This is a genomic window from Nocardia sp. NPDC002869, from assembly GCF_046764065.1.
Taxonomy (GTDB): Bacteria; Actinomycetota; Actinomycetes; order Mycobacteriales; family Mycobacteriaceae; genus Nocardia; species Nocardia rhamnosiphila.
Genome location: NZ_JBKOOL010000154.1, coordinates 1 through 14,022, shown reverse-complemented (window position 1 = coordinate 14,022; position 14,022 = coordinate 1). Strand labels below are relative to the sequence as shown.

The window sequence follows — 14,022 nt, the reverse complement described above, 5'->3', positions numbered from 1 at the left end:
GTGGTGGCCACCGCGCGGGCCATCTCCCCTCTTTCGACCGTAACGGCAGAGCGGTCCCGTATTGTCGTCGCACATAACGAGCCGAATCCGCGAGGCTCACCAGCCGGAGCCCGAACCACCCGATCCGGTGTTGGCAAGGATGGTGCCGATGACCATCTGCAGGATTCCGGCCACAGAGCCCAGATATTCCACGGTATTCCTCCGACTTTCTCATCGCCGACTGTCCGGCGTAGCAGTGAATCTAGCCCAGATGAGATCAGAAATGTTGTCGTTTCATCGAAAGTGCAGGTCACCAGCTATCGCTTGGACACCCCTTCGCAATGCGACAGCTTCCACGCCACGGTCCACTTCGATGTTCGATATACCAGAGGCGTCTACAGACCAGCCGATACATCCGTCCGGGGGCGCTCAGGCCACCGTCGCCATCAGTTCCGCTTCGCGCAGGACCTACGGAGTCGCGCGAACACCGCCGTGCAGCCGCGCTGTTCGGCCGGCGGTAGCCGCGGTATACCGACGGTGTGCACGCGGGCGCGCTCTGCTGCCCGAGGAGCAGGATGCCATGGAACGCGGAGCGAGATGAGGTCCAACCGATCCCCACAGAGACCTCGACGCCACGTCCGGTAAGAAGGGGAGGCAGCGCTGCCCCAGTTATCAGAGCTGCGCTGGAATCAGGACTGTCCAGACCCGCCCCGGCGCGAAGGGGATGGCTGTAGCGGTGGGGGTTGTATAGGTTGTGCCTGCCTGTGGGGAGGGCCGGGACCATACGGCCGGGAACTCTTGACCATCGCGAAGTACGAGGGCCCGACCGCTACCGGTCGTCTGGGCCAGGGGTGAGACGCTTCCCGCGATATCACTGACTGCCGAGTCGTGCACCTGCACACTCTGCAGCACGACCGTACTTGCCATGAGCTGTCCGGTATCGGCAACGGTGTAGGCAGCACCGTCCATGGACACCAGCCACTGGTTCTGGTCGGGTGACCAGTCGAAACCGATCACCGTGCCCGGATACCGCGCTTCCTCATGTTGCGCGGGCCGGCCACCGGCAGGCGCAGGACCGAAGTGCGGTTGCGACGCCGCCGGCCAGCCGCCGCCCACGGGCAACTGATCCGAGCGGACGAACAGGTTGTGCGGAGCGTCGCGACTGTAGTCGCGGTAGTACGCCGCAGGTTGCCGATCGGCCGAGGCGTTCTGCAGCGAGGCGCGCTCGACGGAGGCAACCAGCTCCGGTGCGGCACCAGAGGATGCCAACGTCGGGTTGCCGAACTGGCCCAACAGCGTCAGATCCGTTTCCCGTGCGCTTCGGATAGGCCCGATTACCGGGGGTTTGTCGGTCGAGAACACGGCAGCCAACCGGCTCAAACCCCCCTCGACCGGCTCGACATAGATCAAATCAGCTGCTCCGAGCCCTACCGGTGGCCGTGCCTGCGGGCTGTTGTCTATCTTCGCGACCAGCACGGGCACCCCTACTCGGGAGGATGCGTCCGGGCCGGGTGGAGCACGCTCGGGTCGGGTGCCGCTACTGCACGCGAACACCGCCCACATTCCCAGTGTCGTCAGGAACGTGGCAATCCACACCCACCATCGCTGTTGCATCGGGGTAACTCCCTAACGCACCAATTTTACGCCGCACTCGGCCGTGACCGGAGCGAACCGGCCGCTGCTCGCGGAAGCCGCCTCGCAAGAATCGCGTGGAACCGAGCCTGTGCGCAAAGGCCCGTGCCCACCGAAGGGCGTCGTCGGGGTAGTGACCGAGTTCGGCGCGAACGGGGACCGCGTCGCGACCGTATTGCGGGGATCGCCTCCACCAACGGTTTTACGCAACCGGCCGCAACTGGCGCGATATCGCCGATATGGCATCGACCGAAGCACACGACGCAGCAGCCCCGCACGGCCACAAGGCGCCGGGATGCATCCACCGGACTTCCGGGCCTGGGCCGTCGCTTGTAGCTGCCAGTAGGCGGTGGCCGGGTGGCTCGTTTACCTTTTGTGCGCGGTGTTCGAGCCATCCAGCCGGTCGCCGGATCATCCGTACTCGGCGGGGTTCCAGGTGCGGGTCGGCTTGTTGGTGAAGATGAACCGCAATGCCTTGATCATGATGTCACCTCCTTCCTGGGGCTCTGGCGTCCGCGGACGGGGTCTATGGGGTGCGGCGCAGGGTGAATGGCCTGGGAATCGCCGCATTGGTCACTATCGGGCGGGTGTCACCGCCGCCGATGACGGACAGCGAGGTGTTCTCGGTGAGGGTGGCGACTGCCTCGGTGACCAGATCGTGGGCGACCGCGGCACCGGCGCAGGTGAAGGGGCCGGAACTGAAGGGTACGTAGGGGCCGCTCGCGCTCGGTCGGGCCCAGCGGTCGGGCTGGAACGCGCCCGGTCCGGACCAGTGTTGTTCGTCGTGATGGAGCAGGTAGGGGCTGACGGACAGCTGGTCACCGGTGTGGAAGGCGACTCCGCCGAACTCGGTGGGCCGGGGGACGGGACGGCTGACCATCCAGGAGACCGGCCGATGCCGCGCTGCCTCGCGGACGACCCGGTCGGCGGGCCACGGCCATGGTGAGCCGGGAGAGTCGAGACTGCCCAGCAGCACCGACCAGGCGATCGAGTAGCCCAGCGGTCCCACAATGGACCGGAACATCAGCACATACAGCTCCGCCACCGTGGTATCGGCGACCTCGTCGGGGCAGGCACCGATCACCGCGTCGAGCAGATCCCGTGGTCCGGACCCCGCAGCGGCGCCGGTATCGCCGCGCCGGGCTCGGACCTGCTCGGTCAGTACGGTCGACAGTTTCGTGCGCAGCAGCTGGGCTCGCGCGCGCTGCCACATCCGGGCCGGGCGAAGCGCGCCCACGCGGGCGTTTCGTTCCAGTAACCGCCGCAACTCGGGGGCACCATCGGGGTGCAGCAGCATGTCCGCGGTGCACCGGTACACCAGCTCGACCCCGGCCGCCGGCCAGCGGGTGACGGGGGGCATTTCGATCGCCGCGGCCGCCAGTGCCTCGCGGTACCTGGGCGTATGTGTCCGCAGGATCCCGCGCGCAGCGCGGCCGAAATCGACCTGGGCAGACCGCGAAGGCAGCATGGACCCGAAGAACTCGGACATCCCCGCATTGAATGCGCGGTCATGCAACACCGTCAGCGCCAGGCCCGTATCGCCGACACACCACCCGCCCCATGGCAGCCGGAACACCTCCCCCGAGCTGGTTCGGCGGAGATTCTCGAGGAAACCCAACGGATCGCGCCGGAACCGGAGCATCTCTGCGAAACCCATCGAACGGTCCTCTCACGGAGAGGGTGAGCGGTTCATCAGGTGCTTTCGAGCTGGCCTATCCACTGGACCTGCGTACAACCGCAGGCCGAACATAGCCTCTCAATTTTATCCAGCGTGTCCAGACCGGTACGGATCGCGGCGGTACTTCCCGGTCGGGTGGTCACGGCCGACGCAATGACAGAGGCGATACCTCAGCCCGAAACATGCAGTGGGTCGACCCAATACTGTGGGCTGCGGCCGTAGTGCGGCGTCGAATACGCGCGGTCCCATGTCGCGCCGGCGGCGATGAGCTCACGCCACGGCGCGACCTCGACATACATGACCCGCATCGAGTTCAACGACCCGGTGTGCAGGTCGGGTCCGTCGGTGGTGACCGCGTCCTCGGCGACGGCGACGTCGAAATTTCGCTCCAGCGCGGCGCGGACCGTCGCCTCCACGCAGACGTTGGTCTGCAATCCGCAGACGATCAGACGGTCGGCACCGAGCGTGCGCAGGACGGGTTCGAGTTCGGTGTAGGCGAAGAAGCTGTGCCGGGTTTTGTCGAGCACCAGCTCCCCCGGCTCCGGTGCGACGGCATCCATGATCTGCGAACGCCACAGCTTCTCCTTCTCGGACAGCACCGGCAGCCGATCCACGCGACTCGCGCGATGCCGGGCCGACCGCGGTGTCATCGCCGACGAGGACACCTGGCGCGAATAGATCACCGGAATCCCCTGTGACCTCGCCTCGTCGATCAACGACCGGCATTCGGCCACCACCTCGTCCCGCCGCCACAGCGGTGGCCACCCGTAGGCGTCCCGGACATCCTGCACCAGATACGAGTTCTGCACGTCCACCACGAGCAATACCAACGACCCCACGAGCACCCCTTATTCATCGAAAGCTGCTGTGTCCCCACGCCTCCAGCAGCAGGCGAACCTCCATTATGGGCTGCTGATCGGACCGGCGGCGCATATCCGGGCTGATCGGCGGAGCGGGGGCGCGGATCCGCGGGCATGTCCCGCGGCCGGTGCGGGGATTCGACACCTGTGCCGCCTCTGCTGCGCAGAGAGGTGCCGACGACTCGCCTACGGCCCGGCAGGAGACCGTCCGGGCAGTGCAGCCGGTGGACTCGCGCATCGGTAACGTCGGTGTTAGAGGAGGTGTTCGGTGCGGTGAACACGGAAATAATCCGGGCGAGGCAGGAACGGCGGCGCGTGATCGTGGCCGCGGCATCCGGGTTGTTCGCCGCCTGCGGTTATCGGGCGGCGAGTATGGACGAGATCGCCTGCCGGGCGGGGATCAGCAAACCGGTACTGTATAAATCGTTTTCGAGCAAGCTCGAACTCTATCTGGCGGTTCTGCACGAGGCGGTACAGGTATTGCGTGCCACGCTCACCGCGGCGTTGGCCTCCGCCCGGGATATGCAATCGATCGTGGTGGCGACGGTGACCGCGGTGTTCGACTTCGCCGACAACCATGCGCGCAGCGCTGCCCTGCTGGCCGGCGCGGCCGACGCCGAGGAGCCGTCGGCGCAGCGTATGGCACGCCAAGCCACCATGATCTGCACTGATGCCCTATTGCAGGCGTTGGCGCCGTCCGCCTCGCTACGGGCCGAGCGGGGATGGCTGATCGCGGCGGAGATGGTCGGGATCGCGCAATCGTGCGCGCGCGACTGGGTGGTGACCGGCAATCGATTGCCCAAGAACGAAGCCGTTGCCACGACCGCCGGTTTGTGCTGGTCCGGCCTGGCCGGTGTTCAATTGGCGCCGAAGAGCCCCGTCCCCGCCGGGGACTGAGTTCCGTTCCACGGTGGGAGCAGAGAATTCCCGGCCGACCCGTATCCGAGCGGATGGCCGGCACGAACTCGCCGGACTCGTCGAGGTCGATCACGCGGCGACCCTACACAGCCCTCGGCGCTACGTACTCGCAGCCGCGAGGTGGCGCCACGACGGCCGGCGCCACCGCGCCGCCGGGCCGGTGTGTTCGCGCACGGCGCGATACACCGCCCGCGCCAGACCGAGATGTTCGGTATCCAGGCGGACTGAAACCACCGCACCACCGATGAAACCCGGTTGCCCGGTCCGGACCGCATGGCTCGGAAAGGGCGTGACGGGGCGATCAGCCCTGGTTGGTTTCGTCCACTATCCACGCGGCGATCTGGGCACGGGAGGTGAACCCCAGCTTGGTGAGGATATTCTCGACGTGCCCCTGGGCAGTGCGTGGTGAGACAACGAGTTCGGCGGCGATCTGCCTGTTGCTGAGGCCTCGGGCGACCAGTGCGGCGACCTGCCGCTCACGTTTGGTCAACCGGGCCGTCCGGTCCGGGCCGCCGGTCGGGCCGGTGGATTGTTCGCGCAGTGCGTATGCCTGCGCCACGGAAACGCTCATTGTGCGCCCTCGCTCGAATGCCGCACTGAACTTCTTGTCGCCGAGAACTTTTCGCGCCGACTGCTCGCACTCCTCGTGAAGGTACGACAGCGTATCGAAGACACGGCCGCGGCTGCCCCCGGCCGGCCATAAGTGACGAGCGGCTCCCATGAGCACCGCGGCCCGCTCCGCCTCCCGGCGGTGGCAGGCGACCCAGGACAACGCTTCGAGGCAGAAGGTCACCACCATGGGGCTGTTGAGCGGACGGTCGACGCGCAGAGCGTCCTCGAGCAGTTCCTGCGCACGGTCGACGTTGCCGCGACGCAATTCGGCGACGGCCAGGCCCCGCAGGGCCAGCGCGCGATACAGTATCCCCCCGCACCCTTCGGTGAGAGCGATCAGCCGCTGCTGGTGCTCGATCGCTTTTTCCGTATCACCGCGCATTTCGTACGTCAGGCCCAGGAAGCTCGAGGCACTGATGTGGAGATGGCCGGTGAGGTTCGAACGGTAGACATCGATGGCGGCCTCCAGGAGTGGTGCGGCACGCGAGGGATCGCCACTGAGCAGGGCCAAGCCTGCTGCCGCGTGGTTCATCTGCGCCTGCAACATCGGCGTCGGGTCGCGTTCGGCCAGCACCCGGCCCTCCTGGAGGAGTGTCGCCGCGGACCGGAAATCGCCCTGCGCCGCCGCCAGATCGATGGCGACGCGCAGTGCCCTCACCCGGTCGGGGATCGATGTAGCGCAGGGGTGGGCGAGAACCCGTTCGATCCAGGACCGTCCTTCACCGTAGAAGCCGCGGAACACCCAGAACTCCCACAGCGCGGACGCCGTTTGCAGGCCTGCTTCCGCTGCTTCCTCGGTGTCCTCGGACAGTGCGGATTCGAGAGCCTCCCGCAGATTGGGGTGCTCGCGCTCGAGCCGGGCGATCCAGCCGGGCTGCGCACGGCCGATCCATCCGGCCTCCGCGTCCAGCGCCAGCCGCCGGTACCAGGCCCGGTGCCGCCGGCGCAGCTCTTGGTACTCGCCGGATTCCCGCAGCTTGGATCGACCGTAGTCCCGCAGTGTCTCCAGCATCCGGAACCGCACGACGGAACCCGCCTCTTCCCGGATCAGTATCGACTTGTCCACCAGGCCGGAAAGCACATCGATGACCTCGGCCGGATCCGAGTCGACAGTGCACACCTGCTCGACCGCATCCAGGCCGCAGCTACCCGCGAACACCGACACGCGGGCCCACGCCCGCTGTTCGGCTTCCGAACACAGGTCATAGCTCCAATCCAGGCACAGCTTCATCGACTGCTGCCGGGTCGGCGCGGTCCGGAAAGAACCGGTGAGCAACTCGTGTCGGTCCGTCAGCCGGGACAGGATCTGGTCCGGCGACAGCGTGCGGAGGCGAGCGGCGGCGAGCTCGATCGCCAGCGGCACACCATCCAATCCGGCACAGATCCTGGTCACCGCGACCATATTGTCCTCGGTCAGCTCGAATCCAGGTACCACCGCCGCGGCACGCTCGACGAACAGCGTCACCCCGTCGAAGCGGGGCAGCCCCTTCAGTGACGGTCGATGATCCGGATCCGGGACTGCCAGCGGGATCACCCGCTGGGTGATTTCGCCGGCGATCTTCAACGGCTCGCGGCTGGTGATGATGGTCCGCACCCCCGGGCACGAGGCCAGCAACGCCTCGGTCAGCTCGGCGACCGCCTCCACGATCTGCTCACAGTTGTCCAGGACGAGCAGCGTTTCGCGGGACCACAGGTGGTGTATCAGAGTCTCGAGCAACGGCCTCGTCGAGTCGTCCCGGACACCGAGCGTGGCCGCCACGGTGTCGACCAGGAGCCCGGGATCGGATACGAAAGCCAGATCGACCAGCCACACCCCGTCGGCGAAATCGCGCTGAACCTGGGACGCGGCCTTCAGCGCCAACCGCGTTTTTCCCACGCCGCCGGTACCGACGAGCGTGAGCGATCGTGACCTCGACAGCTGATTCTTGACCTCGGTCAACTCGGCACGCCGATCGACGAGACCGGTCGGCTCCAGTGGCAGATTGCCACCGGAATTCTCGCCGACCGGCTCCACCTGCCGCCCACCCGGCACCGCGCTCCTGGAGAGCGAGCGTGCGGGACCGGGATGGGTCGGCCGGGCCAATTCGCCCGTCGAACTCCCACGGCGCCGCTGGACCCGCCGGACGGCTTCGCCGAACTGCGTGGCGGAGGGGCGTTCGCGGCGATCCCGCCTCATCGCCGTTTCCACCAGCGTCGATACCTCGTCGTCGATACCGCTCTGCCGCAGGTCCGGCAGGTCATGGATGGTGATCCGCAGGAACTGCGTCACCATCTTCTCGCCCCTACGCCGCTCGAAGGCGGCATGCCCGGTCAATGCGCAGAACAGGGTCGCGCCGAGCCCGTAGACATCGGCTTCCGGCGTCGACGGCTGCCCCTCGAGCACTTCGGGTGCGGTGAACGCGGGCGATCCGGTCACAGTGCCGGCGGCCGTCTCGAACCCGCCACCGATATGTGCGATGCCGAAATCGGTCAATACCGGCTCGCCGAAATCGGTGAGCAGAATATTGCCCGGTTTCACATGCCGATGCACTATCCCGAGCCGGTGAGCTGCCTCGAGCGCGCCGGCGATCTTCGAACCGATCCGCAGCGCATTCTTCGACGAAAGCGGGCCGCACCGGCGAATCCACATATCGAGAGACCCCGAGGGGTGAAAGGGCATCACCAGATAGGGGCAGCCGCCGGAGAGTGTGCCCACTTCCAGCACGGTCACGATATTCGGATGCCCGGTCGAGCGGCCCATCGCTCGCTGCTCCCGCAGAAATCGGGCCCGATTGTCCTCGTCCAACCCCGCGGTGAAAACCTTCACCGCCACGGTCCGGTCCAGTTCCGGCTGCCGGCAGCGATACACCACCCCGAATCCACCCCGTCCGATTTCTACAGCATCCGGGTAGCCGGCCGCAGTCAACTCGGCGCGAAACGAAATCGTCTCGCGCTGCGTGCGGAGTGGGTCGTCACCGCTCATCGGCGAATTCGGCCCGGGGAGAGTTGTGCGAAGCGAAAGAAACCATAGGCTCACCTCTTGCCCGCTCCACTATATCCCCGGCCGGAGAAAACCCCGCTGCCCGGTTGGATATGCGGAAAAATACGCTCAGTGCTTACTCGTGCACACCCGCCTCACCTCTTTACCGGGTGTCGCTGCCCGACTTCTTCAGGCCGTTCGGGCAAGGTTTAGCCGGACGCGGCGTGGGTACCGGCGCGGGCACTGGTGACTCGAACGCAAGCGGTGGCTCGGATGAAGGAGAGCGCATGGCAGTGACACCGTCTCGACCCGCAGAGCTCACCCCCACTCGCCCGTTTCCGGCGCGGGTGGGTCCGAAGGGTTCGGCCATCCGGAAACTGGTGACCACGACCGACCCGAAACTGCTGGGCATCATGTACCTGGCCTCGGCGACGGCGTTCTTCCTGATCGGCGGGTTGATGGCGCTGCTGCTGCGCGGGGAACTGGCCCGCCCCGGGCTGCAGTTCCTGTCGCCGGAACAGTACAACCAGCTGTTCACCATGCACGGCACGATCATGCTGCTGTTCTATGCCACGCCGGTGGTATTCGGTTTCGCCAATGCGGTCCTGCCGCTCCAGATCGGGGCACCGGATGTGGCGTTTCCCCGCCTCAATGCCCTGAGCTATTGGCTGTATCTGTTCGGCGCCACCATGGCGACCGCCGGATTCGTGACTCCGGGCGGCGCCGCCGATTTCGGCTGGACGGCATATTCGCCACTCACCGATATGCTGCACTCACCGGGTGTCGGCGCCGATCTGTGGATCATGGGTCTGGCCGTATCCGGTTTGGGCACCATTCTCGGTGCGGTCAATATGCTCACCACGGTGGTATGCCTCCGGGCCCCGGGCATGACGATGTTCCGGATGCCGATCTTCACCTGGAATATCGTGGTGACCAGCATACTGGTGCTGCTGGCGTTCCCTATCCTCACGGCGGCGCTCATGGCGCTGGCCTACGACCGGCGCCTGGGCGGTCATATCTATGATCCCGGGGTCGGCGGCGTCCTGCTGTGGCAGCACCTGTTCTGGTTCTTCGGCCATCCGGAGGTCTACATCATCGCGTTGCCGTTCTTCGGCATCGTCTCCGAGATCTTTCCGGTTTTCAGCCGCAAACCCATTTTCGGCTACACCGCACTGGTCTTCGCGACCATAGGCATCGGTGGCCTGTCGATGGCGGTGTGGGCCCACCATATGTACGCCACCGGCGCGGTGCTGCTCCCCTTCTTCTCGTTCATGACCTTCCTCATCGCCGTGCCGACCGGCGTGAAATTCTTCAACTGGATCGGCACCATGTGGAAGGGACAACTCACGTTCGAAACACCGATGCTGTTCTCGGTGGGATTCCTCGTCACGTTCCTCTTCGGTGGTCTGTCCGGTGTCATCCTGGCCAGCCCACCCCTGGACTGGCACGTGCACGACAGCTATTTCGTGGTGGCACACTTCCACTACGTACTCTTCGGCACCATCGTGTTCGCGACCTTCGCCGGTATCTACTTCTGGTTCCCGAAGATGACCGGCCGGCTCATGGACGAACGTCTCGGCCGACTCCACTTCTGGACCACCTTCCTCGGCTTCCACACCACCTTCCTGGTCCAGCACTGGCTCGGCGCCGAAGGCATGCCCCGGCGTTACGCCGACTACCAGGCCGATGACGGCTTCACCGCCCTGCACACCGTGTCCACCATCGGCTCGTTCGTGCTCGGCATCTCGATGATCACGTTCGTGTGGAATGTCTTCAAGAGTTACCGCTACGGCGAGGTGGTCACCGTGGACGACCCCTGGGGGTACGGAAACTCCCTGGAATGGGCCACCAGTTGCCCGCCGCCGCGGCACAACTTCTACGAACTGCCCAAGATCCGCAGCGAACGCCCCGCCTTCGAACTGCACTACCCGCACATGTCCGAGCGCATCCGCAAAGAATCCCATATCGGCCGCAGCAGCCACGGCGCCGGCGCGGAACTGTCCCAGCCCCCCGGCCCCACCACCGGTGGCGCTGTCTCCGACCGACCCGACCGCTGACACCGGCTCCGAGGGCACGACACTGCACTTCACGCACGCTGGCACCGGCGATCCCATCCCGTCCCACAACTCCTGAACCGCCGTCGGTGGACTGTTTCCGGCGCCGGGCACCGAGTAGGCATCGACCTCATGCGTGGTCCACCCGGGAGGCGATGCCGCGCCGACAGCAACGCCGCCGAGAGGAGGCCCGGCGGCGTTCCGGCCGGAAGGCCGGTGTCCGGTAAGCGCCTCTCGGCAAGTGGTCGCTCATGCGACGAACAAGTACGGCCCGCCGGGGCTCGCATCAACTCTCCCCGCGACCGCTCCGCCCGCTCGCGGCCGACTGCCCGAAGAAGAAGCCGAGGATCAGCAGGATCATGTTCATCACGATCTCCGGGACCTTCGTATCGGTGAACATCGCGACCACCATCACGAGACTGAACCCGACCAGCAGAACCGCGCCGATGAGTACGGCGATGGGCTCACGCTGGAACAGCGACCACCGCATCCGTGAGCGGCGCTCGTTCAGGTCGCGGACCACATTCTGCAATTCGGTCTCCAATGCAGCGTCCCGCGCGTCCTCGGTCACCGAGGATTTCGCCACCACATCCTGTGCCCGCTGGATCTGGGCCGCGACCATCTGCCTCGCCACCGGGTCGTGGATCGCGGATTCGGCGACATACTGGATCTGGTCGAGCTCACGTCGCGCCGTGGTATTCCGCAGCCCCGCCTGGAGTTCTTTGCGGATATCGGCCAGCCGGCGCAGCATGTATCCCTCGCCGACCACATCGGTCACGCCGTTGCTGTCGGTGATCTCGAACGGTTGCCGATTCTGCCGGGGGACGGTCTCCATCATGTTCTCGACCCGGGACAGCCACGCCGCGACCTCGTCCGGTGTGACGCCCTCGAAGGTGCGCGGGATGCCGATTTCCTCCTTGATGTTGTTGCGGACGGCTTCGCGATTCTCCGGCGAAACATCTCGTTCTTCCCGCGACTCTCTGCGACCCAACGCATTCCTCCCACACTGACCCATGTTTGCCGGACCAGCGTACGGGCTCCACGCCGGGGCAGGAACGGGATCCACCCTCGTGCAACGAATCCCGGGGCCGCATCGGCCCGCACCGTACACACCTCGGCGCCCGCACCCCGGAGTCCGCGACCGCCCACGGGCCGGTCGCCACCGCCGTTTCCGCAGCAAGGGACCCCTACCTACCGGCGGTCGACATCGACCACTACGACGCCGGGGCCGGGCAGGCGAGGACCGTGCCGTAGGGATTCGGCGCCGGGTCCGGGCGCGACGGGCCCACACTCCCCACCTCAGCACAGATCGACGGGCTGCTCGGCCGCTCGCGCCGGCCATCCGGAACTCGGACGGAGAACTCATCCGGGCGACCGCCGCACCGGGTCGCCGGAGTCGTCCATCCGGCGTATCGAGGATTGGCGTCGACCACAGCGGGTAGCACGACGGCCGACATCCGCTCCGCGACTCAGCGAGGAGAAGCCATGGCCCAGCAAGTCTCCGACTATGTCCTGCGCCGCCTCCGCGAATGGGGGGTCGAGCAGGTATTCGGTTACCCCGGCGACGGTATCAACGGGCTGGTGGCCGCGTTCGGCCGCGCCGAGAATTCACCGCGGTTTATCCAGGCCCGGCACGAGGAGATGGCGGCGTTCCAGGCGACCGGATATGCCAAGTTCAGCGGCAAGGTGGGCGTCTGCACCGCGACCTCGGGACCCGGCGCGATCCACCTGCTCAACGGGCTCTACGACGCCAAGCTCGATCACGTCCCGGTGGTGGCGGTGGTGGGTCAGACCGCGCGTAGCGCGATGGGCGGCAGCTACCAGCAGGAGGTCGACCTGCAGTCGCTGTACAAGGACGTCGCCGCCGACTATCTGGTCGAGGTGAACGTCTCCAGCCAGCTGCCGAATGCCCTCGACCGGGCCTTCCGCACCGCGATCACCCGCCGCTCCCCCACCGCGGTCATCATCCCCGCGGATCTCCAGGAGGAGCCCTACGAGCCGCCGCAGCACGAGTTCAAACAGGTGCCGTCCAGCCCGCCCGCGGCCCTGGTGACGAGTTCCGATCCGGCCGACGACGAGATCCGCCACGCCGCCGACGTGCTCAATGCCGGGTCGAAGGTCGCCATCCTGATCGGCCAGGGCGCCCGGGCGGCCGCGGCGGAAGTACTCGAGGTCGCCGACCTCACCGGCGCGGGGATCGCCAAGGCCCTTTTGGGCAAAGACGTCCTGCCCGATGACCTCCCGTTCGTCACCGGATCGATCGGATTGCTGGGCACCCGGCCCAGCTACGAGTTGATGCGTGACTGCGACACCCTGCTGATCGTGGGTTCGAATTTCCCCTACACCCAGTTCCTGCCCGATCTCGATCAGGCGCGGGCGGTACAGATCGATCTCGACGGCGCGATGATCGGCATGCGCTACCCCACCGAGGCCAACCTGGTCGGCGACGCGCGGACCACCCTGCGCCACCTGATCCCGCTGCTGAACCGCAAGGAGGATCGCTCCTGGCGCGAGGAGATCGAGCGGAACGTGGACCGCTGGTGGACCACCATCGAGCGGCAGAGCATGCTCGACGCCCACCCGATCAATCCGATGCGGGTGGTGTGGGAGCTGTCCGAACGGATCCCCGGCAACGCCATCGTGACCGCGGATTCCGGATCCTCCACCAACTGGTATGCCCGCTGCCTGCGCTTCCGCGATCAGATGCGCGGGTCACTGTCGGGCACTCTCGCCACGATGGGCCCCGGGGTCCCCTATGCCATCGGCGCGAAGTTCGCCCATCCCGACCGCCCCGCGATCGCCCTGGTCGGCGACGGCGCCATGCAGATGAACGGGCTGGCCGAGCTGATGACCGTCGCGCGCTATCAGCATCTGTGGCAGGATCGTCGGCTGATCGTCTGCGTCTTCCACAACAACGACCTCAACCAGGTCACCTGGGAGTTGCGCGCCATGGGCGGCGCACCGAAGTTCGAGGAATCGCAGAGCCTTCCCGATGTCTCCTATGCCGAGATCGCGCGGGCGATGGGCATCGAGGCGGTCGCAGTCGAGAAGCCGGACGCGATCGGCAGCGCCTGGGATTACGCGCTCGCCGCAGACGGCCCGGTACTGCTCGACGTCCGATGCGACCCCGAGGTACCGCCGATTCCCCCGCACGCCAGCTATGAGCAGCTGAAGGAGATGGCCGCCTCGGTACTGCGCGGCGACCCGGACGCCTGGCATCTGATGGTGCAGGGCGCCAAGACAAAGGCGCAGGAGTTCCGGCGCTGACCGGCGGGGAGCGCCGGTGCCGTCGGCCGGTCCCGCCGATACGGAACCGCTACGGGCGCGGGG

General features: G+C 66.6%; 8 protein-coding genes. 3 read left to right on the top strand and 5 right to left on the bottom strand.

The features are described 5' to 3' along the window. Window positions 1-651: 651 nt before the first annotated feature. The 3 genes from ACLML9_RS23150 to ACLML9_RS23140 all read right to left on the bottom strand — a co-directional run bounded on the left by ACLML9_RS23150 (window position 652) and on the right by ACLML9_RS23140 (window position 4,128). Window positions 652-1,455 carry a DUF3048 domain-containing protein gene (locus ACLML9_RS23150; protein WP_411947498.1) on the bottom strand — a complete coding sequence of 268 codons (804 nt, stop codon included), beginning with the start codon at window positions 1,453-1,455 and terminating at the stop codon, window positions 652-654. Between the two features lie 682 nt (window positions 1,456-2,137). Continuing rightward, window positions 2,138-3,268, bottom strand: a complete 1,131-nt coding sequence (locus tag ACLML9_RS23145) for a cytochrome P450 (RefSeq protein WP_411947497.1) — start codon at window positions 3,266-3,268, stop codon at window positions 2,138-2,140. Window positions 3,269-3,459: 191 nt separating this feature from the next. Then, window positions 3,460-4,128, bottom strand: a complete 669-nt coding sequence (locus ACLML9_RS23140) for a cysteine hydrolase family protein (protein WP_411947496.1) — start codon at window positions 4,126-4,128, stop codon at window positions 3,460-3,462. Window positions 4,129-4,422: 294 nt separating this feature from the next. On the opposite strand from ACLML9_RS23140, the gene ACLML9_RS23135 reads away from it, so the two are divergent. Continuing rightward, a complete protein-coding gene (locus tag ACLML9_RS23135) occupies window positions 4,423-5,046 on the top strand; it encodes a TetR/AcrR family transcriptional regulator (protein WP_411947495.1) in 624 nt (207 codons plus the stop codon). Between the two features lie 322 nt (window positions 5,047-5,368). On the opposite strand, the gene ACLML9_RS23130 is transcribed toward ACLML9_RS23135, so the two are convergent. Further along, complete coding sequence (locus ACLML9_RS23130) at window positions 5,369-8,641, bottom strand: protein kinase domain-containing protein (RefSeq protein WP_411947494.1); 3,273 nt, start codon at window positions 8,639-8,641, stop codon at window positions 5,369-5,371. A gap of 284 nt (window positions 8,642-8,925) precedes the next feature. Here ACLML9_RS23130 and ctaD point away from each other — a divergent pair, with 284 nt between their 5' ends. Then, window positions 8,926-10,695, top strand: a complete 1,770-nt coding sequence (gene ctaD, locus ACLML9_RS23125) for a cytochrome c oxidase subunit I (protein WP_411947493.1) — start codon at window positions 8,926-8,928, stop codon at window positions 10,693-10,695. Between the two features lie 283 nt (window positions 10,696-10,978). Here the strand turns inward: ctaD and ACLML9_RS23120 are convergent, their stop codons facing one another. Then, a complete protein-coding gene (locus ACLML9_RS23120) occupies window positions 10,979-11,683 on the bottom strand; it encodes a hypothetical protein (protein WP_411947492.1) in 705 nt (234 codons plus the stop codon). A gap of 494 nt (window positions 11,684-12,177) precedes the next feature. Here ACLML9_RS23120 and ACLML9_RS23115 point away from each other — a divergent pair, with 494 nt between their 5' ends. Next, window positions 12,178-13,959, top strand: coding sequence for a thiamine pyrophosphate-requiring protein (locus tag ACLML9_RS23115; RefSeq protein ID WP_411947491.1), 1,782 nt, complete (start codon window positions 12,178-12,180; stop codon window positions 13,957-13,959). Window positions 13,960-14,022: the final 63 nt, after the last annotated feature.